Source organism: Streptomyces sp. NPDC107471 (assembly GCF_055582845.1).
This window is the reverse complement of record NZ_JBVJPC010000006.1, coordinates 21,581-44,179: the sequence shown is the minus strand read 5'-3', so window position 1 is coordinate 44,179 and position 22,599 is coordinate 21,581. Positions and strand designations below refer to the sequence as shown.

The window sequence follows — 22,599 nt, the reverse complement described above, 5'->3', positions numbered from 1 at the left end:
TTTCCCTAGTCGAGCGGTCCGCCGGCGACGTACAGCACCTGGCCGGAGACGAATCCGGCCGCCTCGCCGGTGAAGAAGGCGATGGCGTTGGCGATGTCGTCGGGCTCGCCCACGCGGGCGACCGGGATCTGGGTGGCGGCCGCGGCCTTGAACTCCTCGAAGCCCATGCCGACGCGCTCGGCGGTCGCGGCGGTCATGTCGGTGGCGATGAAACCGGGGGCGACGGCGTTGGCAGTGATGCCGAACTTGCCGAGCTCGATGGCGAGGGTCTTGGTGAAGCCCTGCAGGCCGGCCTTGGCGGCGGAGTAGTTGGCCTGGCCGCGGTTGCCGAGCGCCGAGGACGAGGACAGGTTGACGATCCGGCCGAAGCCCGCGTCCACCATGTGCTTCTGAACGGCCTTGGTCACCAGGAACGAGCCCTTGAGGTGCACGTTCAGGACGGTGTCCCAGTCCGAGACGCTCATCTTGAACAGCAGGTTGTCGCGGAGCACGCCCGCGTTGTTCACGAGGATCGTCGGCGCGCCGAGCTCCTCGGCCACGCGCGCGATCGCGGCCTGCACCTGGGCCTCGTCGGAGACGTCCGCGCCGACGGCGATCGCCCGGCCGCCGGCCGCGGTGATCTTCTCCACGGTGTCCTTGCAGGCGGCTTCGTCGAGATCGATCACGGCGACCGCACGGCCCTCGGCCGCCAGTCGTACGGCGGTGGCCGCGCCGATGCCGCGCGCGGCGCCCGTGACCACGGCTACCCGCTGCTCAGTGGTGGACATTGCTGGTTCTCCTCGCCCTTGAGAAATCGCCCTGGGAAATCGACCTGCGAAAGAACGGCCCGTTCGGTGAGCGACCGCTTAGTACCTTCAGCAGACGTGACGCTAGAAGCCATGGCACGCGGTGTCAACGTCACATGAGCCGTGTGTGATCCATTACCTGACCAGCAGATCGAGCAGACGCTCCGGTTCGGCGGCCGGATCGGTGGTGAGCCCGGTGTGCACGGGACCCGGCTGGACCACGGTGGAACGGGGCGCGATCAGCCAACGGAAGCGCCGGCCGGCGTCGTCGCGCGCCGCCTGCCCCGCCGCCGCACCGCCGGCGCAGACGCCCTCGACGGCCTGGAGCGCGGCCCGTACGCCGGCCACGTCCGCGTCCGGGTCGAGCGCCCGCAGCCGGGCCTCGTCGAGATGGGTGCGCACGCCCACGTACGCCTTGGCGCGGCAGTACACGAGGACTCCGGCGTTGATGCCCTCGCCGCGCTCGATCCGGGGGACGACCCGCAGCAGGGCGTACTCGAACACCTCGCGGTCGTCGGTGCGGCCGCCCCTGATGATGTGGCGCTCGGTCACTTGATCCCCTCGATCCGCTCGTGGACGACGGCCGCGCGGGCGAGCAGCGGCCGTGCGTAGGTGCGCCGGAGTTCGTCCGGCGACTCGAAGCCGGGCTCGTCCGCCAGCCAGGCGTCCGGGATCTCGGCGGTGACCTCGGCGAGCAGGTCCTCGGTGACCCGGGGGGCCAGCTCGGCGGCGGCAGCGGCGACATCGGGCGCGAAGGGCTTGAGGACGTGGTCCGAGGCGTCGTAGGGACGGGCGGCGGACTTCTCGGCGCCGGGCCAGTTGTGCTGCCAGATCATGGTCGCGCCGTGGTCGATGAGCCACACCTCGCGCTGCCACCACAGCAGGTTGGGGTTGCGCCAGGAGCGGTCGACGTTGTTGACCAGCGCGTCGAACCAGACGATCCGGCCGGCCTCCCCGGGCTCCACCGGGAAGGCCAGCGGGTCGAAGCCGAGGGCTCCGGAGAGGAAGTCCATGCCGAGGTTGGTGCCGCCGCTGGACTTCAGGAGTTCCTGCACCCGCTCGTCGGGCTCGCCGAGCCCCAGGTCGGGGTCGAGGTCGAGGGTCAGGAGCCGCGGCACCCGGAAGCCCAGCCGGCGGGCGAGTTCCCCGGCCACCACCTCGGCGACCAGCGTCTTGCGGCCCTGTCCGGCGCCGGTGAACTTGATGACGTACGTCCCGCGGTCGTCGGCCTCGACGAGCCCCGGCAGCGAGCCGCCCTCACGCAGGGGCGTGATGTAGCGGGTCGCGATGGCTTCCTTGAGCATCGCCCCAGGTTACTGGGGGGTGACTGAACAACGGGCCCTCCGGGGCCGTACCTCAGGGCAGTCCGGAGATTCCTTGGAAGGGGACGTCAGCATGGCCAGCGAATCGATTCATCCCGCATCGGGCCCCAGTCGTCGGGTCGTGGTGACGGCGGTCGGCGCGGCGGGGCTCGCCCTCACTCTGAACGCGTGCGGGTCGGAGGACGACTCCTCCTCGTCGTCCTCGGACGCCGACGCCGGTGCCGGCGGCAGCGTCATCGCCAAGACCTCGGACATCCCCGAGGGCGGCGGCAAGATCTTCAAGGACTCGGGCGTGGTGGTCACCCAGCCCACGGCGGGCGAGTTCAAGGCGTTCTCGTCGAAGTGCACGCACCAGGGGTGCGCGGTGACGGGGATCGCCGACGGGGTCATCACCTGCCCCTGCCACAAGAGCGCGTTCTCGGTGGCCGACGGCAGCGTGAAGAAGGGGCCGGCGACCCAGCCGCTGCCCGAGGAGAAGATCACCGTCAGCGGGGACTCGATCACCCTCGCCTGAGGTGTCAGGCACCGCGGGGCCGCAGGAGACAGGCCAGCACCTCGTCCGTCGTCGCGAGGGTGGCGACGAGGGCGAGCGTGTGGCGGATCATCACCGGGGTGTAGTCGGAGGGCACCCCGGCGATCGCGTCCGTCACCACCAGGGCCCGGTAGCCGCGGTTGACGGCGTCGAAGACGGCGTTGGGCACCGCCACGTTGGCGGAGACCCCGGTGACGACCAGGGTGCGGCAGCCCAGGTTGCGCAGCAGCGCGTCGACCTCGGTGCCCTGGATCGGCGACAGTCCGTGCAGCCGTCGTACGACGAAGTCCTCCTCGCTCACCTCGACGGGGGCGGCCACCCGCACCGCGGTGGTCCCGGAGAGCTGCTGGACGGGCAGCCGCTCGGCGGCGCTGAACAGGCGGGCGTTGCGGTTCGCGCCGCGCCCGTCCGGACGGCGTTCGGCGATCGCGTGGATCACCTGGACCCCGCTCGTGTGCGCGGCGGCGACCAGGCGGGCGACGTTGGCGAGTGCGCCCGAGGTCCGTGCCGCACGGGCGAGTTCGGGCAGGGCGCTGTCCGGACCGACGACGCCCTGCTGGCACTCGACGGTGAGCAGCACGGTGGTCCCGGGATCGAGCAGTTCGCTTAAGTGTTCGTACGACGGCACGGTTCCCCCTCGTCGCCGGTGGCCCGGAGCCGAGGTCCGGGGCCGCGGTCCGCGCACGGTGGCCCGGAGCCGGTGACAGTAACGACCATTGCGTGGGGACGGAAGACGACCCATCCTTTTCTGACGTGATGTCAGAGGATCTCTCCTCTGACACGACGTGAGAGACAGAGGGGGATGTATGACCGTCACGCAGCGCCGGGGCCGGAAGATCATGATGACGCCGGGTGAGCTGGACGAGTTCCTCACCGGCCAGCGCACCTGCCGGGTCGCCACGGTCTCGGCCGACGGCGCTCCGCATGTGAGCACACTCTGGTTCGCCTGGGACGGCACCTCGATGTGGCTGTACTCCGTGGTGCGCAGCAAGCGCTGGACGGATCTGCGGCGCGATCCCCGGGTCGCGATCGTGGTCGACACCGGCGAGGAGTACGACGAACTGCGCGGCGTCGAGCTGTCCGGGACCGTGGACTTCGTGGGCGAGGCCCCGCGCACCGGCGAGCTCCGGGCCGAACTCGACGTCCCCGAGACGCTGTTCGCCCGCAAGAACTTCGGTCTGGAGGAGATGCCGCACGACGGACGGCACGCGTGGATACGGCTGACCCCGGAGAAGATCGTCTCCTGGGACTTCCGCAAGCTGGGCTCCGCCTGACTCAGACGGCTTTCTCCGCCGCCGACTTGAGTGCCTCGACCGCCGCCCGGATCGACGGGCGGCGGTCGGCGTCCGCGCGCCAGACGGCGTAGATGTGCCGGCTGACCGACTGCCGCACGGGCACGGTCCGCACGCCCTCCGGGACCGGTCCGCGGCCGAGCCGGGGCGCCACACACACCCCGAGCCCGGCGCCGACCAGGGCCAGTTGGGTCGGATGCTCCTGCACGCGGTGCGCGACGCGCGGTTCGACGCCCTTGGAGCGCAGGGTGTGCATCAGCCACTCGTCGCAGAAGGCGCCCTCGCCCCAGGTGATCCAGTCGTCGTCGGCGAAGTCCTCCAGGTCGACCTCGTCGCGGTGCGCGTGGCGGTGGGTCGCGGGCATCGCCACGTCGGCCGTGTCGTCGACGATCGAGGCCTTCACCAGGCCCTCGGGCATGGGCAGCGGCTTGTTGTACCAGTCCAGGACGACCGCGAGATCGTGGTCGCCGCGGAGCACGGCGAGGACCGCGGGCTCCGGCTCGATCTCGCGCGAGCCGATCCGCAGGCCCGGATGCGCCGCGCGCAGGGCGGCGATCGCGGCCGGGAACAGCCCGCGTGCCGCCGTCGGGAACGCCGTGAGCGTCAACTCCCCCACCACCTGGCCGCGTTGCGCCTCCAGGTCGGACTGGGCGAGCTCGACCTGGGAGAGGATGCGGGCCGCGTGGTCGGCGAGGAGCCGGCCGGCGTCGGTGAGCCGCACCCCCCGGCCGTTCTTCGCGAGGAGCTGCTGGCCGACCTCGCGCTCCAGCTTGGACATCTGCTGCGAGACGGCCGAGGTCGTGATGTGCAGGCCCTCGGCGGCGCCGCTGACCGAGCCGTGCCGGGCGAGAGCGTCGAGGGTGCGCAGGCGCTCCAGGTTCAACATGTAAGCAATACTACGAGATATCTCGCTGAAATACTCGCTTGTGCTACGAGATCGTATGCCGGATCGTGGTCGGCATGACCACCGCGACCGTCGCCGAGTCCCCGGTTCCCACCGCCCGCCGCCCCGCCCTCGACTGGCGTCTGCGCTTCGGCGCGCTCTCGCTGATCTGGGGGTTCAGCTTTCTGCTCATCAAGGTGGGCACCGACGGGTACGCGCCCTTCCAGGTGACGCTCGGGCGACTCGTCTTCGGGACGCTGGTGCTCGGCGCGGCGATGGCGGTGAAGCGGGAGCGGCTCCCTCGCGGGATGCGGACATGGGGACATCTGACGGTCGCCGCGTTCCTGCTGAACGCGCTGCCGTTCTCGCTCTTCGCCTACGCGGAGTTGACGATCCCGTCCACGCTGGCGGGGATCTGCAACGCGACCTCACCACTGTGGGGCATGGCCCTGTCCCTGGTCGCGCTGTCCGAGGACCGGCCCACGCGCGTGCGTGTCGCGGGCCTCGGACTCGGGTTCCTGGGAGTGCTGACGGTTCTCGGCGCATGGCAGGGGTTCAGCGGCCTGGACGGCAGGGGGACGGCACTGGCCCTGCTGGCCTCGCTCAGCTATCCCGTCGGGTGGATCTACGTACGCCGGACCCTGGCCGGGGTGGGGTACTCCCACATCTCCCTGACGGGCGCGCAGTTGCTGCTCGCCACCCTGCAACTCGCCGTCGTGACTCCCCTGTTCACCGGTGCGCCGACTCACTTCGATCTGCTGCCCCTGCTCGCCGTCGCCGCCCTGGGGGCGCTCGGTACGGGGCTGGCCGTGCTCCTGCAGTACGGACTGGTGGCGGAAGTGGGGCCCACCACCGCGCAGATGGTCACGTATTTCATCCCGGTCATCGCCACGGCGGCGGGGGTCGCCCTGCTCGGGGAGCCGCTGAGCTGGTCCACGCCGGTGGGGGCGGCGGTCGTACTGGCGGGGGCGGGGCTGAGTCAGGTGCGGCGCGGGGGCTGAGAAGAGGAGTGCCGGGTCCGAACCGTCGCAGTCCCGGTCGGACTCCGCACCCCGTACCGCCACTCACGTTCCCCAGACCCCCACACCGCCACTCACCTGTACGTACCCGCAGTCCGCACCGACCCCAGCGCCCTCGCGACCGTGTCCGCCAAGGGAGCCACCTCGGCCTCCGTCAGGGTGGACACGGTCACCCTGATCCCCTGTGGGGCGCCCATCCTGAAGCGGGCGCCCGGGGCCACCGCCCAACCCGCGTGCAGGAGGCGGGACACCGCGCCCGTCTCGTCGGGAACCGGGATCCACACGTTGAGGCCGCTGCGCCCGTGGGCCTCGACCCCGCGTACGGCCAGGGCGTCGATCAGCCGGTCGCGGCGCTCACGGTAGGCGGCCGCCACCTTCGCGGTGTCGAGTACGCCGTCCGCCCACAGGCGCACCACCGCCCGCTGGGTGACGAGGCTGACCCAGCCGGGCCCCAGCCGGTGCCGGCCGTGGACGCGGTCGACGGTGACCTCGTCGCCGGTGAGGACGGCGAGGCGCAGATCGGGGCCGTAGGCCTTGGCCACCGAGCGGACGAAGGCCCAGTGGCGGGTGACCCCGGCCAGGGGATGCAGGGGCAGGTCGACGATCCCGTGGCCGTGGTCGTCCTCGACGAGGAGGACGTCTCGGTGGCCTTCGAGGACCGAGCGGAGGGCACGCGCGCGCGTGGCGCTCACCGAGGCGCCGGTCGGGTTCTGGGCCCGGTCGGTGACGATCAGGGCGCGGGCGCCGGATTCCAGGGCCCGGCGCACGTCGTCGGCGAGCGGGCCCTCGTCGTCCACCCCCACCGGGGCGGTGCGCAGGCCGAGCGCCGGGGCCAGGTCCAGGAGGCTGCCCCAGCCGGGGTCCTCCAGGGCGACCGTGTCGCCCGGCTTGAGATGGGCGGCCAGAACCCGCTCGATCACGTCGAGGGACCCGGAGGCCACGGCGAGAGGGCCGTCCGGGACGCCGTCCGCGTCCAGCGCCTCTCGCGCCAGGCGGGCCAGTTCGGGGTCCACGGTCGCCTCCCCGTACAGGACCGGCTCCCGGTCGCCCTGTGCGGCAGCCGCCGCGAAGGCGGGCGCGAGCGGGGGCAGCAGCGCGGGGTCCGGGTTGCCGTTCGACACGTCCCGCACGCCCTCCGGGACCTCGACCCGGATGGACTCGCGGCCCGTGGTCGCCGGCTTCGACCGGACCCGGCTGCCCCGCCGCCCGGAGGTCTCGATGACCCCGCGCTCCCGCAGGGTGCGGTACGCGGCCGCGACCGTATTGGGATTGACGCCCAGCTCGGTCGCCAACTCCCGCATGGGGGGCAGCAGTTGACCGGGCTCCAGCTCCCCGGCACCCACCGCGCGCTCGACGCTCGCCGCGATATCCGCTGCGCGTCGCCCTTCGATCCGATATTCTCCTAGCACAAAGCAGATTATGCACTAGTGCAATGGAGACCGCAATGCAGGGGACCACCGCGACCACGCCGGAGCCGACCGCCTACGCGCCGACCGACCGCACCGTCCCGACGCGCTCCCCCGACCGGGCCTCGTACGACAAGGACCTGGTGCACTCGATACTCGACGAGGGCTATGTCTGCCACCTCGGCTTCGTCCGGGACGGCACCCCCGTGGTGCTGCCCACGCTCTACGGCCGGGTGGGCGAGCGCCTCTACGTGCACGGCTCGACCGGCTCGCGCCCGCTGCGGATGACCGGCCAGGCCGACCCCGGGCTTCCGGTGTGCCTGACCGTCACGCACGTAGACGCGCTGATCCTGGCCCGCTCGGCCTTCCACCACTCGATCAACTACCGGTCGGTGGTGGTGCACGGGCTCGCGTACGACGTCACGGACCCCGAGGAGAAGCGCCTCGCCCTGGACGCGCTGGTCGACCACGTGGTCCCGGGGCGCGCGGTCGACTCCCGCCCCGCCAACAAGAAGGAACTGGCCGCCACCGCCGTCATCCGCCTCGACCTCGACGAGGTCTCCGCCAAGCTCCGCACCGGCGGGGTCAACGACGAGCCCGAGGACCTCGACCTCCCCCACTGGGCCGGCGTGGTCCCGCTGCGCAAGGGCTACGACGCCCCGGTCGCCGACGGGCACCTGGCCCCCGGCACCGAGGTCCCGGACTACCTCGCGGTGCTGTGATGCTGATCCCCCCATGGGACGCGGCCCGCGACGACGCCGAGTGGCAGCAGTGGCTCGCCGTCCACGACTTCGGGCAGTTGGCCGTCAACGGCCCTGCGGGCGAGCCGCCGTTCGTCCAGCCGCTGCACTTCGTCCACGACCCCGCGCGGGGCGAGGTCCTCACCCACCTCGCGCGGCCCAACCCGCTGTGGGCCGCGCTGGAGGCGAGTCCGGTCTGTCTGCTGAGCGTGGTCGACGACTACGCGTACGTCCCGGGCCCGTGGCAGGCCGAACCGGACGGCCCGTCGGAGCACGGCACGCCCACGAGCTTCTACGCGGCGGTCCAACTGCGCTGCCGTGCGCATGTGGTGGACGACCCGGCCGAGAAGGCCGCGCTCCTGAACCACCAGGTCGGCCACTTCCAGCCGGAGGGCGGCTCCGCGCGGGTGGCGGTGGGCGAGGTGCCGTACGGGCGGATGCTGTCGGGGATTCGGGGGCTGCGGCTCGAAGTGACCGGGGTGCGGGCCAAGTTCAAGTACGCCGGGAAGCGGAACGCGCGGGTGCGGGAGCGGATCGCGGACGGGCTGGCCGGCCGGGGCGGTCCCGGGGACGCGGCCGCACGCGACCACCTGCTGCGCCGGCAAGGCGCCTGACGGAGGGGGCCCTTCACGGAGAAGGGTCCCCTCGCTCGTCAGGCACACGGAGTTACGCGCACAAAGCAGTTACCGGCCGCGTTTGTGAAGGGCGGTCACGGCCGGTCTGCCGCCCGCCACCGCTTCCACCCCCACTTGAGCGGCCGCGGGCACGCGCGCCTCGCCCACCGCGAGCCCCGCGACGGCGCCCAGCATCAGCAGGGTGCCGAGGAGAACGGCCGGGGTGAGGTGCTCGCCGAACGCCACGACGGCCAGCACCGCCGCGCTCACCGGTTCGAGCAGCATGATCACGGACACGGTGGTGGGACGGACAACAGCGGCTGCCGCGAAGTAGAGGCCGTAGGCGAGCGCCGTCGGGAGGGTCGCCAGATAGACCAGCAGGCCCAGGAGCAGCGCGGGCCGGGCCGTGTGCGGGAGCAGCCCCTCGTTCAGCGCGAGCGGCAGCAGACACAGGCTGGTGACCGCGAACACCGCGACGGACGTCCCGGAGGACTCGGCCCGGGCGGCACGGGTGATCAGGGTCATCACACAGCAGCCCGCGGCGGAGAGCAGCCCGAACAGCACCCCCACGGGGCGCACCGACGCGTCGGCACCGCCCAGCGTCAGCACGCCGAGTCCGGCGAGTGCTCCGGCGACGGCGAGGGTTCCGCCGCGTCCGAGCCGCTCCCCGAGGGTGAGGCGGGCCCCGAGCGCGATGAGCACCGGGCCCGCGCCGAGGGTGACGACGGTGGCCACGGCGAGCCCGGTGGACCGTACGGCGGCGAAGTAGGCGGTCTGGAACACCGCGAGCCCGACGCCCGAGGCGCCGACCCGCAGGGCCCTGCGACCGAGGGGCTCCGGTGCGGCCGTACGCGCGCGTGGCCGTACGAGACGGACCGCGAGCAGCACCGCGAGCCCGGCCGCACAGCGCCAGAAGGACAGGGAGACCGGACCCAGGTCACTGGTCCGGTAGGCCAGGGAAGCGACGGCTCCCGCGGTGCCCCAGGTGACACCGGCGACGATCAGATAAAGGAGGCCCCGCCCGACGGGCAGGCCTGAGGAAGCATGCGACACGTGTTCTCTCCGCAGTCGCGCCGAGGCGCGGAAGTTCGGAAGAGGACGCCCGCTCGGCGGCGGGGTCCCGCGGACTTCGTCTGCGGGCAGCACCGTTCGGCCCGGCGACGGCCGGGCGTGGTCTCCGGAGGGCCCGCCTCAGACGGCCGGCGGAGAGACGATGCGGGTACGCGTGTGCATGGTCCGGGAGCCTAGGCGGCGTTCTCCCGCGCGGACAACCGACTTTCGGCGCCACCGGCCGCGACCGGCTCCAGGGAACCCTTGGCGGGCGTCGAGGACTGCGCGATGAAGGCGCCGAGCAGGACGACCGCGCCGCCCACGATCTGCGGGGCGGAGAGGTGCTCGCCGAGCAGCACCCAGGCGAGCACGGTCGCGACGACCGCCTCCAGGCAGGCCACGACCCCGGCGATCGCCGGCGAGAGCCGGCGTACCGAGACCACTCCGGTGACGTAGGCGAGGACGGTGGCGATCAGCACGATCCAGCCGAGCAGCAGTCCGGCCGCCACCGACGTGCCGTTCATGTCGGCGGGATGTGCGAGGAGGGAGAAGTCCATGGTCCACGGGTGGGCCACGGCGGTCAGCACGGCGGTGCCCACGAGCAGGCCGTAGGCGATCACACCGAGCGGGTCGGGGGCCTCGCCGGAGTCGCTGCCCTGGTCGGACAGGACGAAGTAGCCGACCTGGCAGCAGGCGGCGCCGAGCGCGAGGAGCAGTCCGAGGGCGTCGAAGCTCAGGCCCGACCAGACCTCGACGACACAGGCGAGCCCGCCGACCGCGAGGACCACACCGAGGGCGGCGGCCCGGGTCACCGGCCGTCGCTGCACGAACCGCACCCAGCCGAGCACCAGGGCCGGGGCGAGGTACTCGACGAGCAGGGCGACACCGACCGGGATGCGGGAGATCGAGGCGAAGTAGAAGGCCTGGACGCCGGCCACGCCGAGCAGCCCGAAACCGGCGAGCAGGGCGGGGCGGCTGCGCAGCAACGCGCGGTGCCGGACGGCGAGCGGCAGCATCACCAGGGCGGCGCCCGCCACCCGCAGCCACACCACGTGGAGCGGGTCGAGGCCCGCCTCGATCAACGGCTTGGCCGCGACCCCGGAACCGCCGAAGGCGAGCGCGGACACCAGCGCGAGACCGAGCCCGACTCCCTTGCCGCCACCGGCCCTGCTGCTCTCAGACGTATGCACCGGCCCATGATGACAGGGCACGACATGAGCGTCACCCCCGTTGACTCCTGTCTCAGCGGCTGGACCGGGGCGGGCCGCCCCACAGGTCTCCGGCGAGGCGGCCCTCGATCCGCGCGACCACCGCCCGGGCGTCGATTCCCGCCCGGGTCAGCACCTCCACGGCCCGGGACTCCGGGTCCGCCAGGATCGCCGCGAGCAGGTCGACCCCGCGGGCGGGGCCGTCGGCGCGGTGCCCGGCCCGGGCCCAGGCGAGTTCCATGGCGCCGGCCGCGAGCGGCGAGAAGCCCTCGGCCGCCGGGACGACGGGGACCGCGCCCGAGTCCTCGACGGTGCCCTGCCAGCGCAGTCCGTATCCGATGCTGCGCTGCACGAGGTATCCGAGGAGCCGCGGCAAGTGGGGCTCCGCCTCCAGGACGGCGTACGCCTCGGCGTCGGCGTCCAGCAGCGAGTGCAGCAGGTGGGCCGTGTCGATCTGCCGGTCCCCGTCCCGCAGCGCGCGTCTGCGGGCGCCGGACACCACCGCTGCCAGTTCCGCGCTGAGCCTGACATCGCCGTCCGGGCGGACCGGCGGCAGGCCGCTCTGTTCGCGGTCCGACTGCCGGGGGATACGGGGGTGCACATCCCCTACCTCATCAGTCCCACCGAATCCGGGCATCCCCGGAGGGAAGCATTTCCGCGTCCCACGCAGAGCGGACCCCCGGGCGGAATTCTCCTCCTTACGGATGAGATCAAACCGCTTCCGCCCCGGTGGGCGCGCGCCACCTTGCCGCGCGCCCCTCGCGCAACCGCCGCGCCGCGCCACTCGTCCCCCACAGGCGTGGAGAGCTGGAGCTGGCTGGTGGCACTGCCGGCCGTGGACGGCAAGCAGTACGTGTACCGGGTGTACGCCCCGGAGGACGCGTTGCCCGCCGACCTGTTCTGGGAGGCGTGGCACTGCCACGACGAGAGCGCCTTCCCGCGCGCGTGGGACCTGTTCGACGCGGCGGTGATACGACGGGTGGGGTGAGCCCGCTCCGGTGGAGCCCTCTGAGGTCGGTCCCCGCCGCGATGAAGTCCCCACACTTCCTGACGGTTCATCAGTATTGAATGTTGTGCCCCCTGCGGCTACTTTCCGCGACACCACAGCCCGACACGAAGAGGTGGCCGCATGGCGGAAATCAGCGCGGAGGCACGCATCCCGGCACCCGCGGAGAAGGTCTGGGCCCAGCTCACCGACTGGTCGGCGTACGGGGAGTGGAACGCGACCCACACCAGCTTCCCCAAGGGCGGTCCGACGGCCCTCGAACCGGGCGGGACCTTCCAGGAGAACATGAAGCTGATGGGCTTCCCCGCCGAGGTCGAGTGGACCATCGACCAGGTGGAGCCGGCCCGGCTGTTCGCCATCCGGGGCAAGGGCCCGATGGCGGTGAGCGTCGCCACCCGCTACACCCTGACCCCCGACGGGGACGCCACCACGGTCCGCATCGACGGCGAGTTCACGGGCGCCGCCGTGTCCCTGATGGCGGGCAGGCTCAAGGACTCGGGCACCGCCGCGCTGAACGAGTCGCTGCGCAAACTGGCCGGCCTGGTGTCCTGACGGCCCGGGCACACGAAGGCGCCCCGGGAGGGTCTCCCGGGGCGCCTGTCGCCGCCGTCGGGCGGTGATCCGTGATCAGTCCTCGTCGGCGAGGATGAGGTACAGCTTCTTGCGGGCCTCGTTGATGACGGCCACCGCCTTCTCGCGCTGTTCCTTGCTGCCGGTCTTCCAGACCTGGCCGAAGGCCTCCATCAGACCGAAGCCGGCCTGCCGGATCTCGCCGAGCGCCTCGAAATCGATGCCGCGGGAGGCTTCCTCCCAGGGCGCTTCGGGCCCCTCGTCGGCCGCGGTGCGGCCGGCCTCGGTGAGCGAGAACAGCTTCTTGCCGCCCTCGGTCTCACTGGCGATCAGCCCCTCGTCCTCCAGCAACTGGAGGGTGGGGTACACCGAGCCCGGGCTGGGCTTCCACGCCCCGCCGCTGCGCTCGGCGATCTCCTGGATCATCTCGTAGCCGTGCATCGGCCGGTCCTTGAGCAGGGCCAGGATCGAGGCGCGCACGTCACCGCGCCGCGCCCTCCCCCTGGGTCCGCCCCGCCCCCGGTGACCCCAGGGCCCGGGACCGAAGCCCGGCCCTCCGAAGCCGGGGCCGCCGGGGCCGCCCGGCCCGAAGGGACCGAAGGCACCTCGCAGCCCCTCGGGACCACCACGGCCCCGACGACCGGCTCCACCATGTCCACGCTCGAATCCGTGGGAACGCATCGCAATCACTCCATCCATCGTTGATCTGTCGCGATGCCTCAACGATATATCGGAACCGATCGCCTGGCAAGGCCCTCGTTGATGGCTCTGCCATCTCGCACTGGCAGGCCTCGTTAAAATCTCCTGATCATGGACGTGATGACGGGGAACGAGATGATCGCCATCCCGCCGGGGCAGGTGACGCTGTCGGACCGGCGGACACAGCGCAGTTGGTCGGTCGAGCTCGCGCCCTACCAACTCGCGGCATTCCCGGTCACCCAGGCGTTGTACGCACAGATCACAGGCCGGCGGCCGAGTACCGCCCCTGGGGACCGGATGCCCGTCGAGTCCGTCTCCTGGTGGGACGCGGCGCGGTTCTGCAACGCCCTGTCCCAGTGCACCGGCCTCACGCCCGCGTACCACTTCTGTGCCGAGGCCGAAGACATCGACTGGGACGCGTCCGCAGACGGGTATCGACTGCCCACCGAAGCCGAGTGGGAGCACGCCTGCCGTGCCGGGACGACCGGGCCGCGCTACGGGGATCTCGACGAGATCGGCTGGTACCGCGGTAACTCGCAGGAGCGCCTTCACGAGGTGGGCGGCAAACGCCCCAACTCGTGGGGGCTTTACGACATGCTCGGCAACGTCTGGGACTGGTGCTGGGATGTCTACGACGCCGAGGTCTATGGCGCCTACCGGGTGCTCCGTGGCGGGGGTTGGTTCGATGAGCACTGGAGTTGCCGGGCCTCCGCGTGCCGCCGCAGCCACCCGACTTTCCAGGTCGACGATGTGGGATTCCGCGTCGCGCGTTCCGTCGTGAGCTGATCCACGTCGTGTGCGGCCCGGCCCGCGCTGGGCCGGTCGGGCCCTAGCGTGAGCCCCATGACGGCTGGAGACGAGGCGCTGACCGGCGGCATGGCGAACGCAGGAGCAGTCTTTCGCCGAGGGGAGTGGGTGGAGCGACCGGCACCGGGCAACGCGTGGCCCTCCATGCCTATCTCCTTGCGTTGAAGCAGCACTGCTTCGACGCGGCGGGCCAACCCCTCGATCTCACCTCGGATGGTCATGAGCATCTGACCTACATCCCTGGCGACGTGGCTCTGCCACCGTGTTCTGCCCTCGAATCGGCGGGGAGCCTGCTGCGGCGTCTGCGTGAGACCAGCGCGGCCGTCGCCGTCGACACCCGCGGCGAGTGGCCCCTGGACCTCGCCGACCCGGAGGAGGAAGAAGGCTCGTCGCCGCCAGCGCAATGGGCGCGGTGCCGCTCCCCCGTCAACGCCGGCCGCGGAACACCGGGGGCCATGGAGCGCGGACGGACACCGGGGCCGTAGGACCGGGCTACCAGGGCCGTAGAACCGGGCCACCATGCCGAGGGCCGGAATTCGGTCCAGCGGCCCGGGATTGGCCTTGTCCCGGCCGCAAGATCACCCCGTACCGTCGGGCCATGCGCATCCGAATCGTCGACGCCTTCACCGACCGCCCGTTCGCCGGCAACCCGGCCGGGGTCCTGCTCCTGGACGACGCCTTCCCGGAGGACGACCGGCTCCAGAACATCGCCCTGGAGGTGAACCACGCCGAGACGGCCTTCGCCCACCCCCTCCCCGCGGGCGGCGAGGCCGACTGGGCGCTGCGCTGGTTCACGCCCGCCACCGAGGTGAACATGTGCGGGCACGCCACGCTCGCCACGGCCCACGTCCTGCACGGCACCGGCGCCCACCGCGGTCCGGTACGGTTCGCCACCCGCAGCGGGGTCCTCGTCGCCACGCCCGGCGAGGACGGCTCGATCACCCTGGACTTCCCGACGGCCCCACTGACGTCGGTCGCGCTGCCCGAGGGGGTCGCCGAGGCGCTGGGGGCCGAGCCGCGGGCCGCCTTCGACACCGGGCCGAACATCGGTGACCTGCTGCTCGAACTCGCCGACGAGAGGACCGTGCACGCCCTGCGCCCGGACCTGAAGGCGCTGGCCGCCTACTCCGAGCGCGGGATCATCGCCACCGCCCGCGCCGAGAACCCGGAGCTGGGCTACGACTTCGTCTCCCGCTGCTTCTTCCCGAACGTCGGCATCGACGAGGACCCGGTCACCGGCAGCGCCCACACCGCCCTGGCGCCCTACTGGGCGGAGCGGCTCGGCCGTACGGACCTCACCGGGCTTCAGGCCTCGCCGCGCTCGGGCCGGGTCCGCACCGGACTGCGCGGTGGGCGCACGCTGCTGACGGGCCGGGCGGTCACGGTCATCGAGGGCGAACTGCTCGCCTGATCACGCGGTCGGCAGCCAGCCCACCTTGCCCGCGAGCAGCGCGTATCCGACGAACGCCCCGATGTCGAGGAGGGAATGCGCCACCACCAGGGGGCCCACCCGCCCCCACCGCCGGTACAGCCAGACGAACACCACGCCCATGACCATGTTGCCGAGGAAGCCGCCGATGCCTTGGTAGAGGTGGTAGCTGCCGCGCAGTACGGAACTGGCCACCAGGGCGGTGCCCGGGGTCCAGCCCAACTGGTTCAGCCGGCGCAGCAGGTACCCGACGACGATCACCTCTTCGAGGATCGCGTTCTGCATCGCCGAGAGGATCAGCACGGGGTACTTCCACCACACGTCGGGCAGCGCCTCGGGCACCACGGTGAGGTTGAAGCCGAGGCCGCGCGCGGCCAGGTAGAAGGCGATGCCGGTACTGCCGATCACGGCCGCGATCCCGGCCCCGCGGGTGAGGTCGGGGCCGGGCCGGGTGCGGTCGAAGCCGAGGGTCCGCAGGCTCTGCCCCTCGCGCAGCAGGAAGTGCGCGACCAGGGCGACGGGCACCAGGGCGGACGCGATCCCGAAGAGCTGCCAGGCGAGATCCAGCCAGGGACGGCCGGGCGCGGCCGAGGCGTTGAGGGTCGCCGCCTGGTCCTTGAGACCCCCTGGTTTGGTGACCGATCCGACAAAACTGATCAGCGCGGACACACCACTCGCACCGAGCGAAAGCCCCAGAACGAGCAGCGTCTCGTCACGGAAGAACTTCCGTGAGAGCGCCCTCTGCGGAAAAGAATCGGCCACTGCCCCTTCCTCCGCCTGCACACCTGCCTCCAGTTGAGTAATCCAGCCTCATCCGTATCCCCGCCCCGCTAGGGTCCTTCGAAAGAACTTACGAAGATCGTGCGCAAGGCCGTCGGGGGGACGGACGCCGTACGGGGGCGTACCTCCCTCTTTCCTGTCGTACACGGCTGTGCCGGCACGGACATCAGGGGAGGGCACCACCGACATGGGACGTCACAGCTTGCCCGATCAGTATGGGGCGGGCGGCAGCGGCCCCCGCCCCCGCGCGCGCCGCCGCACCGTCGCCATCGCCACGGTGCTGGTCCTGACCGTCGCCGGCGGTACGGCCGCGGCCGTCCAGGGCGGCCTGCTCTCCTTCGGCTCCTCCTGCCGCGACGAGGCGGTACGGCTCACGGTCGCCGCCTCCCCCGACGTGGCCCCGGCCCTGCGTGCCGCGGCCGAGCGGGCCCACGACGAGAACCTCACCTCCGATGGGCGCTGCCTCGACATCTCGGTGACCGCCCGCGAGTCGTACAAGGTCAGGGACACGCTCACGGCCGGCAAGAACCCCGGCGCGCAGGTGTGGGTGCCGGACTCGGACGTGTGGGTCGAGCAGATCTCGGCGGACACGGGCGCGACGAAGGTGGCCCGCGTCGGCAACGTCGCCTCCAGTCCGGTCGGCATGGCGATGGTGCCGGCCGCCGCGAAGTCGCTGGGCTGGCCGCAGAAGACGTACGGCTGGCTGGAACTGGCCGGCGCCGCCCTGCGGGACGACTCCCTCCGGCTGGGCGCCGCCGACCCGGCGCGCAGCGCGTCCGGGCTGCTCGCCCTGACCCAGCTCAGCAGTGCGGCGGGCCGGGCCGAGGGCGGGGCGACCCAGGCCGCGGCGATGATGAAGTCGCTCTCGCAGCGCATCTCCGACAGCGACGGCCAGCTCGTGGAGACGCTGCCGCGGGACTCCTCGGGCACCGAGCAGGGCAACCCGAAGCGCAACCAGGCGCTCGTCCTGTCCGAGCAGGCGGCCTTCGCCCACAACACCTCGGCGGAGGCCGGTGACGGTCTCGACTTCTTCTACCCGAAGGACGGGGCACCGCGGCTCGACTACCCGTACGCGCTCGTCGACGAGACACGGCTGAGCACCGACGAGAGCCGGGCGGCGATCCGTTTCATGACGTATCTGCGCAAGCCCGAGCAGGAGCAGCTCCTGACGGACCGGGGGTTCCGCACCTCCGACGACCAGGTGTCGTCCTCACTGGTCGCCAGGGCCGGGGGCGAGGTGCCGCAGCCGTTCGCGGCGGCGGCCGGTGAGCCGGCCTCCGCGACCGCGCTCCAGGAGGCTCTCGGCACCTGGACGATCACCGTCCAGAGCGCGCGGATCACCACGGTCGTGGACGCGTCCTCGTCCATGTCGGAGACCGTCCCGGGCACCGGCCGCTCCCGCATGGACGTCACCAAGGCGTCCCTCCTCCAGGCCCTCGCCACCTTCACCCAGGAGGACGAGATCGGCCTGTGGGAGTTCTCCACCAAGCTGGACGGCGCCAAGGACTACAAGATCCTGGTGCCGACCGACCGGCTGGGCGACAGCACGGCCGCGGGCGGCACCCAGCGGGACCGGCTGTCGGCGGCCTTCGGCGGCCTGGAGCCGGTGCCGGGCGGCGCGACGGGCCTGTACGACACCACGCTCGCCGCGTACCGGGCGGCGACCTCGTCCTACGCCGAGGGGAAGTTCAACGCGCTGGTGGTGCTGACCGACGGCGTCAACCAGGACCCCGGCAGCATCTCCCGCGGGGCGCTGATCTCCGAACTGGAGAAGCTCTCCAGCCCCGAACGCCCGGTCCCGCTCATCGTGATCGCGGTGGGCCCCGACGCCGACCGCGCGGAGGCCCAGCAGCTCGCCGAGGCCACCGGCGGCTCCGGCCAGCAGGTCAACGACCCCGCCCAGATCCACACGGTGATCCTGAGGGCGATCGTGGCCGCGGGCGCCCAGGGCGGTGCCTGACCCCGCGCCCCACAGCGGCCCTCGCCCCATCGACCCTGACCCCAGTGGCCCTCACCCCAGCGGCGCCGGCTCCGGCAACCCCACCGGCCAGGTGTGCACCGGCTCTCCCAGGCGCATCAGCTCGCCGTACCGCCGTGTGGTGGCGGCCAGCGCCGCCTCCCGCGACAGCCCCGCCTCCAGGGCCCGGTGGAACGTCGCCGCCTGCCAGGACGCCCCGTTGGCCCGGCGCCGGCACCGCTCCTCGATCACCCCGAGGTACAGGTCCCGGTCGGCGGGCTCGACGCCCCAGGCCGCGAGCCCCGTCTCGGCCAGCGGCAGCAGTTCGTCGCGTACGAGGGTCACCGCGTCGACCTCGACCGTGCCGCCGTGGCGGCCGCGCCGGGGCCAGGTCATGCGCGCGTCGATGCCGTGCCGGCAGGCCGCGTCGAAGTTGGCCGCGGCCGCCTCGAACGGCATCCGGGTCCACACCGGCCGCTGCTCCTCTGCGAGGGCGCGCACGAGGCCGTAGTAGAAGGCCGCGTTCGCGATGACGTCGGTGATGGTGGGGCCGGCCGGCAGCACGCGGTTCTCCACCCGCAGGTGCGGGACGCCGTCGGCGATGTCGTAGACGGGCCGGTTCCAGCGGTACACCGTGCCGTTGTGCAGGACGAGTTCGGCGAGCGAGGGCACCCCGCCCTCGTCGAGCACCTTCAGCGGGTCCTCGTCGTCGCAGATCGGCAGCAGGGCCGGGAAGTAGCGCAGGTTCTCCTCGAAGAGGTCGTACGCCGAGGAGATCCAGCGCTCCCCGAACCAGGTGCGCGGCCGCACGCCCTGGCTCTGGAGCTCCGGCGGACGGGTGTCCGTGGACTGCTGGAAGAGCGGGGGCCGGGACTCCCGCCACAGCTCACGGCCGAACAGGAAGGGCGAGTTGGCCCCCAGGGCGATCTGCGGGCCGGCCACCGCCTGGGCGGCGTTCCACACGTCCGCGAAGCGCCCCGGGGTGACCTGGAGGTGCAGTTGCACGGAGGTGCACGCGGCCTCCGGGGCGATGGACTTGGAGGTGCAGGTGAGGCGCTCCACCCCGTCGATGTCGAGCAGGAAGTCCTCGCCGCGCGCGGCCACGATCTGGTCGTTGAGCAGGGTGTAGCGGTCGACGTCGGACAGGTTGGAGGAGACCAGGTGGTCCCGGTCGAGCGTCGGCAGAATGCCGATCATCACGATTCCCGCGTCGACCTCGCCCGCTTTGCGGTCGGCGTACGCCAGCGAGGTGCGGATTTCCTCCGCGAGCCGGTCGAATACCCGGCCGCCCAAGCGGTGTGGGGCTATGTTGACTTCCAGGTTGAACATGGCGAGTTCTGTTTGGAAGTCGCGGCTCGCGATGCGTTCGAGGACCTCTCCATTCAGCATTTTCGGCATACCGTCCGGGCCGACCAGGTTCAATTCGATCTCCAGCCCCATCAGGTTCTTGGGGCGATCGAACCGCTGCTCCGCCAGAAGCCGCTCCAGCCCCGTCAGGCACTGTCGGAGCTTGTCGCGGTAGCGCTGGCGATCGGACAGGTCGAACTGGCCTGCCACGACCTTCTCCCCCATGGAAGGGTCCTTCCTCGTTGCGTCATGAGTCAGGTGGGATGATGCCCCGCCGGAACGATCGATAACGTCCCGCGACCGCTCCGGGACCGCTACGCTGTTGGATGTGACCGGTGGCACATTCACTCGGCATGGAGCTGTCAGCAGTTTCGGGTGCCCCGAAGAACTCGTGAAAAACGCCGACGAGAATTGGCCGACCGCTTCCGGCACATTTCCCGAGGTCACCGCCTCGAAGTAGGCGCGGTATCGGGATGATTCCCCGCGTATCGCCGACCGAATGACTCCTTGCCGGATACGGCGGAAACGGCTAGACGAAACATCGTCTGAACACATGTCGTATAAACTCCGCGAACAAGGCAGAGGGTTGGCGCCCGCGGTCCTGATCCTGCCGTCGGGTGACGTACGGCGGTCCTCGTCCGCCCCCGCGTCACCGGACCCCGGCCCCCGCCTCTCTGACCCCCTGAGCTGACAGCGTCGTCCGCCCCCGCCCTCGCGCCACCGTGCCTGTCGAATGAGAGGCGACCCACCATGCCGCTGCATGTACCCCCGGCTCCCGCACCCGCACTTCGTTCCGTCCTGACCGCACTCGCCTCGCCCACCGCGGTCCGCGAGGCGCGGACCCCGTCCCTGCTGCGCGCCCAGGGACCTGTCACACCCGAGCTGCCGCTGCCCGTGCACGTCCTGGACGGCACCACCACCAGGCTGGCCGGGTGGCGTTTCCTGATCCGCTGCGGGGAACGCGCGGTGGCCGCGGCCGAGACCATGCTCACCCCGGACGGCTGGGCGTTCTCGCACTTCTTCGAGGGGCCCTACATCCCGTCCACCGAGCGCGCGCTGCGCCAGGCCGAGCTGATGCCCCAGCCCTACCAGCCGCGGCTGCTGTCGATCCCGGGCCTGTACATGCTCGCGCTGTGGCTGCACGGCGACTGTGCGGCGGACGCCGGCACGGGCCGTCTCGCCGCCACCGATCTGCTCGTCCCGCTGGCACCGGCCCCACCCGGTATCGCCGCCCACCGCCCGCACCAGGCCGCCGAACTGCTCCCGGTCCTGACCCATCGGGTGACACCGGCCCCGCTGCTCGGCTCACCCGCCTGAGACCTCGCCCCTCCCGCTCTCGTACCCCGCCCCGAATTCCGGGCAGCGGGGTACGACTTCGTTCCGGGCGCCATTAGGGTCGTACAAAATCCCCGGGGACCACAGAACAATTCGCTCGTACGAGCACACAATTGCTCGGACGAGCCGACAGGGAACGTGACTCCAGGTGGACTAGCCCTTTCCGGCCCCCTCGAACCACCCGAAGGGACAGTGCAGTTGGGATGAACCGTCCGGCCGGGTGACGCGTCTCCAACCTGTGAAGAAGTGGTGATGCGAAATCCCTGCGGATCGACGCCCGTAGGGCAACACTGGGTTCGGACTGAGTTATCGCAACGGGGGCCGTCATGACCACAACACAGCGAAAGATCCCACCAATGTGCCAGCACCAGCCACCGTGTCCCACCGCCGACTCCGCCGACCGGGAATCCGCCCGCCTCGTGGCGCACCACCCGGAACAGGGCTGGAGCCTGCTGTGCAACGGCGTTCTGCTCTTCGAGGACACCGGTGAGCTCCTGCCCGACGGTCGGGTCATCGCCCCGCACCGCCCGCTCGCGGTGGCGACAGCCGCCTGAGCACGACCGGGCGGCCGTCGAACCGCCCGGGGACCTTGAGGGGCCGGCTCGCAGCGACCGCCTGCGCACCGGCCCCGACGCATGTCCGCCCACGATCACTCCCTGTGACGCCTTGTGTGGGAGCGCACTTTTCCGGAAGACTCCTGGAAGTTTCGAGCGCGACGCTTCGGCGCTCCGACGCGGAGGTGGGCAAGTGACAGCAGGCGAGACCGACGCCGAGCCCCGGGGCAGAGTCACCATCACGGAGATCGCCCGGCAGGCCGGGGTCTCGGTGCCGACGGTGTCCCGGGTGGTCAACGGCCGGTCGGACGTGGCCCCGCACACCCGCGCCCGGGTCGAGGAACTGCTCCAGAGGTACGGCTACCGCAGGCGCCCCGCGGCCCCCGGCACCCGCGCGCCCCTGCTCGACCTGGTCTTCAACGACCTCGACAGCCCCTGGGCGGTGGAGATCATCCGGGGTGTCGAGGAGGTCGCGCACGCGGAGGGCGTCGGCACCGTGGTCTCCGCGATCCACGGCCGCTCGGGCGACGCCCGCGAGTGGATGCGCAACCTGCGGGCCCGCGCCTCCGGCGGGGTCATCCTCGTCACCTCGGCGCTGGACATGGTCCTCCACGACGAACTGCGCGTGCTGGGCGTGCCGTTGGTCATCGTGGACCCGGCCGGCTCCCCCGCGCTGGACGCGCCGACCATCGGTGCCGCCAACTGGTCGGGAGGGCTCGCGGCCACCGAGCACCTGCTGTCCCTCGGCCACCGCAGGATCGGCCTGATCGCCGGGCCGCCCCGGCTGCTGTGCTCACGCGCCCGCCTCGACGGCTACCGCGCAGCCCTCGAAGGTGCCGGGCTCACCCTCGACGAGGCGCTCGTCGTGCCGGGCGACTTCCACGCGGAGTCCGGCTTCGCGGGCTGCGAGAAGCTCCTCGACCTGCCCGACCCGCCGACGGCCCTGTTCGCGGCCAGCGACCAGATGGCCCTCGGCGCGATCGAGGCGCTGCGCAGGCGTGGACTGCGGGTCCCGGAGGACATGAGCGTGGTCGGCTTCGACGACCTCCCCGAGGTCCGCTGGTCGGCACCCCCGCTCACCACCGTCCGCCAACCCCTCGCCGACATGGGCAAGTTGGCCGCCCGCACGGCCCTGGAGCTGGCCCGCGACGAACACCCGGCCTCCCCCCGGGTGGAACTGGGCACAGAGCTGATCATCCGCTCCAGCACGGCACCTCCGACGCCTGGGTGAGGGGCGGCGGGAGGAGGGACGGACGCACCGGAC

General features: G+C 71.9%; 25 protein-coding genes and 1 pseudogene. 14 read left to right on the top strand and 12 right to left on the bottom strand.

The features are described from left to right. Positions 1 to 5: 5 nt before the first annotated feature. From fabG to ACZ66S_RS21315, 3 genes are all read right to left on the bottom strand, one after another. Complete coding sequence (fabG, locus tag ACZ66S_RS21325; protein WP_469903081.1) at positions 6 to 767, bottom strand: 3-oxoacyl-ACP reductase FabG; 762 nt, start codon at positions 765 to 767, stop codon at positions 6 to 8. Between the two features lie 153 nt (positions 768 to 920). After that, positions 921 to 1,337, bottom strand: a complete 417-nt coding sequence (locus tag ACZ66S_RS21320; RefSeq protein ID WP_125190520.1) for a DUF3037 domain-containing protein — start codon at positions 1,335 to 1,337, stop codon at positions 921 to 923. Then, the gene (locus ACZ66S_RS21315; protein WP_469903080.1) at positions 1,334 to 2,089 is read right to left on the bottom strand and encodes a HipA family kinase; all 756 of its coding nucleotides are present in this window, start codon (positions 2,087 to 2,089) and stop codon (positions 1,334 to 1,336) included. The genes ACZ66S_RS21320 and ACZ66S_RS21315 overlap by 4 nt, the downstream gene beginning before the upstream one ends. 91 nt (positions 2,090 to 2,180) lie before the next feature. On the opposite strand from ACZ66S_RS21315, the gene ACZ66S_RS21310 reads away from it, so the two are divergent. Next, a complete protein-coding gene (locus ACZ66S_RS21310) occupies positions 2,181 to 2,621 on the top strand; it encodes a Rieske (2Fe-2S) protein (protein WP_469903079.1) in 441 nt (146 codons plus the stop codon). A 4-nt stretch (positions 2,622 to 2,625) separates the two neighbouring features. Here the strand turns inward: ACZ66S_RS21310 and ACZ66S_RS21305 are convergent, their stop codons facing one another. Next, the gene (locus ACZ66S_RS21305; protein WP_469903078.1) at positions 2,626 to 3,267 is read right to left on the bottom strand and encodes a cysteine hydrolase family protein; all 642 of its coding nucleotides are present in this window, start codon (positions 3,265 to 3,267) and stop codon (positions 2,626 to 2,628) included. Positions 3,268 to 3,445: 178 nt separating this feature from the next. Here ACZ66S_RS21305 and ACZ66S_RS21300 point away from each other — a divergent pair, with 178 nt between their 5' ends. Then, entirely contained in the window at positions 3,446 to 3,913 is a 468-nt protein-coding gene (locus tag ACZ66S_RS21300; protein ID WP_469903077.1) for a pyridoxamine 5'-phosphate oxidase family protein, read from the top strand. 1 nt (position 3,914) lies between these two features. Here ACZ66S_RS21300 and ACZ66S_RS21295 read toward each other — a convergent pair whose 3' ends face one another. Further along, complete coding sequence (locus tag ACZ66S_RS21295; protein ID WP_469903076.1) at positions 3,915 to 4,817, bottom strand: LysR family transcriptional regulator; 903 nt, start codon at positions 4,815 to 4,817, stop codon at positions 3,915 to 3,917. A gap of 74 nt (positions 4,818 to 4,891) precedes the next feature. On the opposite strand from ACZ66S_RS21295, the gene ACZ66S_RS21290 reads away from it, so the two are divergent. After that, on the top strand, positions 4,892 to 5,815 hold the full coding sequence (locus ACZ66S_RS21290) for a DMT family transporter (RefSeq protein ID WP_469903075.1): 924 nt from the start codon (positions 4,892 to 4,894) through the stop codon (positions 5,813 to 5,815). Between the two features lie 92 nt (positions 5,816 to 5,907). On the opposite strand, the gene ACZ66S_RS21285 is transcribed toward ACZ66S_RS21290, so the two are convergent. Then, positions 5,908 to 7,242 (bottom strand): aminotransferase class I/II-fold pyridoxal phosphate-dependent enzyme, encoded by a 1,335-nt coding sequence (locus tag ACZ66S_RS21285; protein ID WP_469903074.1) that lies wholly within the window; start codon positions 7,240 to 7,242, stop codon positions 5,908 to 5,910. 35 nt (positions 7,243 to 7,277) lie between these two features. Here ACZ66S_RS21285 and ACZ66S_RS21280 point away from each other — a divergent pair, with 35 nt between their 5' ends. Both ACZ66S_RS21280 and ACZ66S_RS21275 read left to right on the top strand, forming a co-directional pair. After that, positions 7,278 to 7,961 (top strand): pyridoxamine 5'-phosphate oxidase family protein, encoded by a 684-nt coding sequence (locus ACZ66S_RS21280; RefSeq protein ID WP_469903073.1) that lies wholly within the window; start codon positions 7,278 to 7,280, stop codon positions 7,959 to 7,961. After that, positions 7,961 to 8,593, top strand: a complete 633-nt coding sequence (locus tag ACZ66S_RS21275) for an FMN-binding negative transcriptional regulator (RefSeq protein ID WP_469903072.1) — start codon at positions 7,961 to 7,963, stop codon at positions 8,591 to 8,593. Before ACZ66S_RS21280 ends, ACZ66S_RS21275 begins: the two co-directional genes overlap by 1 nt. 69 nt (positions 8,594 to 8,662) lie before the next feature. Here ACZ66S_RS21275 and ACZ66S_RS21270 read toward each other — a convergent pair whose 3' ends face one another. The 3 genes from ACZ66S_RS21270 to ACZ66S_RS21260 form a co-directional block, all read right to left on the bottom strand. Next, complete coding sequence (locus ACZ66S_RS21270; protein ID WP_469903071.1) at positions 8,663 to 9,646, bottom strand: DMT family transporter; 984 nt, start codon at positions 9,644 to 9,646, stop codon at positions 8,663 to 8,665. A 191-nt stretch (positions 9,647 to 9,837) separates the two neighbouring features. After that, positions 9,838 to 10,833, bottom strand: a complete 996-nt coding sequence (locus tag ACZ66S_RS21265; protein WP_469903070.1) for an EamA family transporter — start codon at positions 10,831 to 10,833, stop codon at positions 9,838 to 9,840. 52 nt (positions 10,834 to 10,885) lie between these two features. Next, entirely contained in the window at positions 10,886 to 11,452 is a 567-nt protein-coding gene (locus ACZ66S_RS21260; RefSeq protein WP_469903069.1) for a Clp protease N-terminal domain-containing protein, read from the bottom strand. Positions 11,453 to 11,650: 198 nt separating this feature from the next. Between ACZ66S_RS21260 and ACZ66S_RS21255 the strand changes: the two genes are divergently transcribed. Beyond that, entirely contained in the window at positions 11,651 to 11,839 is a 189-nt protein-coding gene (locus ACZ66S_RS21255; protein WP_469903493.1) for a hypothetical protein, read from the top strand. A gap of 141 nt (positions 11,840 to 11,980) precedes the next feature. Continuing rightward, entirely contained in the window at positions 11,981 to 12,409 is a 429-nt protein-coding gene (locus tag ACZ66S_RS21250) for a type II toxin-antitoxin system Rv0910 family toxin (RefSeq protein WP_469903068.1), read from the top strand. A gap of 75 nt (positions 12,410 to 12,484) precedes the next feature. On the opposite strand, the gene ACZ66S_RS21245 is transcribed toward ACZ66S_RS21250, so the two are convergent. Continuing rightward, complete coding sequence (locus ACZ66S_RS21245; RefSeq protein ID WP_469903067.1) at positions 12,485 to 13,108, bottom strand: PadR family transcriptional regulator; 624 nt, start codon at positions 13,106 to 13,108, stop codon at positions 12,485 to 12,487. A 129-nt stretch (positions 13,109 to 13,237) separates the two neighbouring features. Here ACZ66S_RS21245 and ACZ66S_RS21240 point away from each other — a divergent pair, with 129 nt between their 5' ends. The 3 genes and pseudogenes from ACZ66S_RS21240 to ACZ66S_RS21230 all read left to right on the top strand — a co-directional run bounded on the left by ACZ66S_RS21240 (position 13,238) and on the right by ACZ66S_RS21230 (position 15,344). Further along, positions 13,238 to 13,912, top strand: coding sequence for a formylglycine-generating enzyme family protein (locus ACZ66S_RS21240; protein ID WP_469903066.1), 675 nt, complete (start codon positions 13,238 to 13,240; stop codon positions 13,910 to 13,912). A gap of 57 nt (positions 13,913 to 13,969) precedes the next feature. Next, positions 13,970 to 14,307 (top strand): annotated as a pseudogene (locus ACZ66S_RS21235) (aminoglycoside phosphotransferase family protein); the annotation flags it as partial. 224 nt (positions 14,308 to 14,531) lie between these two features. Next, on the top strand, positions 14,532 to 15,344 hold the full coding sequence (locus tag ACZ66S_RS21230; RefSeq protein ID WP_469903065.1) for a PhzF family phenazine biosynthesis protein: 813 nt from the start codon (positions 14,532 to 14,534) through the stop codon (positions 15,342 to 15,344). Here the strand turns inward: ACZ66S_RS21230 and ACZ66S_RS21225 are convergent, their stop codons facing one another. Then, complete coding sequence (locus ACZ66S_RS21225; protein ID WP_469903064.1) at positions 15,345 to 16,145, bottom strand: CPBP family intramembrane glutamic endopeptidase; 801 nt, start codon at positions 16,143 to 16,145, stop codon at positions 15,345 to 15,347. A 184-nt stretch (positions 16,146 to 16,329) separates the two neighbouring features. Here ACZ66S_RS21225 and ACZ66S_RS21220 point away from each other — a divergent pair, with 184 nt between their 5' ends. Further along, a complete protein-coding gene (locus ACZ66S_RS21220; protein WP_469903063.1) occupies positions 16,330 to 18,102 on the top strand; it encodes a substrate-binding and VWA domain-containing protein in 1,773 nt (590 codons plus the stop codon). Positions 18,103 to 18,153: 51 nt separating this feature from the next. Here ACZ66S_RS21220 and ACZ66S_RS21215 read toward each other — a convergent pair whose 3' ends face one another. Beyond that, positions 18,154 to 19,671, bottom strand: coding sequence for a glutamate-cysteine ligase family protein (locus ACZ66S_RS21215; RefSeq protein WP_469903062.1), 1,518 nt, complete (start codon positions 19,669 to 19,671; stop codon positions 18,154 to 18,156). Positions 19,672 to 20,196: 525 nt separating this feature from the next. Between ACZ66S_RS21215 and ACZ66S_RS21210 the strand changes: the two genes are divergently transcribed. From ACZ66S_RS21210 to ACZ66S_RS21200, 3 genes are all read left to right on the top strand, one after another. After that, positions 20,197 to 20,763 (top strand): hypothetical protein, encoded by a 567-nt coding sequence (locus ACZ66S_RS21210; RefSeq protein ID WP_469903061.1) that lies wholly within the window; start codon positions 20,197 to 20,199, stop codon positions 20,761 to 20,763. Between the two features lie 374 nt (positions 20,764 to 21,137). Next, entirely contained in the window at positions 21,138 to 21,335 is a 198-nt protein-coding gene (locus ACZ66S_RS21205; protein WP_037711724.1) for a DUF5999 family protein, read from the top strand. A gap of 193 nt (positions 21,336 to 21,528) precedes the next feature. Then, complete coding sequence (locus tag ACZ66S_RS21200) at positions 21,529 to 22,566, top strand: LacI family DNA-binding transcriptional regulator (RefSeq protein ID WP_469903060.1); 1,038 nt, start codon at positions 21,529 to 21,531, stop codon at positions 22,564 to 22,566. Positions 22,567 to 22,599 lie beyond the last annotated feature (33 nt).